The organism is Rivularia sp. UHCC 0363 (genome assembly GCF_034931125.1).
In the GTDB taxonomy this organism is placed as follows: domain Bacteria; phylum Cyanobacteriota; class Cyanobacteriia; order Cyanobacteriales; family Nostocaceae; genus Rivularia.
This window is the reverse complement of the sequence record NZ_JAYGHM010000106.1, coordinates 14,971-16,605: the sequence shown is the minus strand read 5'-3', so window position 1 is coordinate 16,605 and position 1,635 is coordinate 14,971. Positions and strand designations below refer to the sequence as shown.

The 1,635-nt window shown below is 37.2% G+C and carries 2 protein-coding genes; one reads left to right on the top strand and one right to left on the bottom strand.

Annotation, left to right across the window (positions count from 1 at the left end):
• Positions 1-492, bottom strand: a 492-nt coding sequence (locus tag VB797_RS33185) for a GAF domain-containing protein (RefSeq protein ID WP_323242052.1), incomplete at its 3' end; no start/stop codon positions are given.
• Positions 493-1,149: 657 nt separating this feature from the next.
• On the opposite strand from VB797_RS33185, the gene VB797_RS33180 reads away from it, so the two are divergent.
• On the top strand, positions 1,150-1,635 hold a 486-nt coding region (locus tag VB797_RS33180), incomplete at its 3' end, for a molybdenum cofactor biosynthesis protein MoaE (protein ID WP_323242051.1).

The following is a 1,635-nucleotide window of genomic DNA, read 5'->3' as shown; positions in this document are numbered from 1 at the left end:
ATTTAAACTTGTGCGGATTTTTAATTGCTCGATCACCAAACGACCAATCGCTTCTAACGATTTTATTTGTTCGGAATTAATCGAACGCGGTACCGTATCGATCGCGCATAAAGTTCCGATTACCTCTCCGTGAAGGGTCATTAACGGTATACCCGCATAAAATCTGACATACGGTTCCGAAATAACCACAGGATTATCAGCAAAGCGATCGTCAGCCAAAGTATCGGGAATAATTAAAGTCTCACCCAAACCGACACACAAAGAACAAAACCCGACATTTCTGGGCATTTCAGATACGCTCAATCCCAGCTTGGCTTTAAACCACTGACGATTAGCATCAACGAAATTAATCAAAGCAATGGGTGTTCCCATAATTTGTTTAGCCAACAACACCAAATCATCGAAAGCAATCTCAGGTGAAGTATCAAGAATCGAATACTTGTATAAAGCTTTTAGCCTTAACGCTTCGTTTTGAACAACCTTTTTTTTCATAAAATCTTTCCTACTATTAACAAATTTTCTGGACGCTCAGAAGAGCAAACCGCTATACAAACGATAGGAAAGAATCAGCAAAGGTGGTTTACGAAGGTTTCTTGGTAAAAACTCGTTTGCGATCGCCATATACAACTACATCCTCAGTTTAATTAAGCTATCGGAGGTTACTCATACCAAAACTTTAACAAAAGTCATTTATATAGATTATCTACAACAGCTAAGAGCTAATTTCGTCACATAAACCATAGTAATATGCCTTAAAACCGATATCAAAATTCTGATACCTCTTCCGTATATTTACATAAATTCCGCTAAAAGTAAGTATGTTTCAGTATTTTCTACGACTAAATAAAAATAAATGAAAATATGATTATACAGGTTAATCCTAAATTAATATTCACGAACAAGGGACAGAGAACAGCAAATCAGAAGAATAAGCAATCTTGAGGAATAATTCTACTAATAAGCGATACTTTATCTTATATAATCGGCTACTATGAGCTTTTTTATCCAAAATTGCGGTAAAAGTTGCTAAAAAACCCAAATTAGTTAGCGATCGCTAATCAATCAAAAATCCATAACTTATAACTTCTTGCCTTTGCTTCCAATTTCCTAGAATAAAAGACAATATATTTAAGTGTTATAAAAAAACCTATGAACTTGCAAGCTTCAAGTACTTTTAATTCCGCACTGAAACCCAGACCTGAAGACAATTTTGCTATTACCTTTGCACCCCTGTCACTTACAGAAGTTTACGATCTAGCCGACCATCCAGGCAACGGTGCAATTGTGGTGATGAGTGGAACAGTCCGCAACCAAACCGATGGGATACCAGTTATTTCTCTAGAATATCAAGCTTACGAACCAATGGCTTTGCGGGTATTTTATCAAATTGCAGCCGATATTCGCCAAAAATGGACGGATACAAACCGTGTAGTAATTCATCATCGCACCGGACATTTAAAAATAGGTGAAATCAGCGTTTTAGTCGCAGTTGGTTGTCCTCACCGTTCGGAAGCTTTCGCTGCTTGTGGTTACGCTATTGACACTCTTAAACATAATGCTCCTATTTGGAAAAAAGAACACAATCGCGATGGTTCGAGTAATTGGGTGAGTATTGGTGCTTGTGAGGAGTTAAAA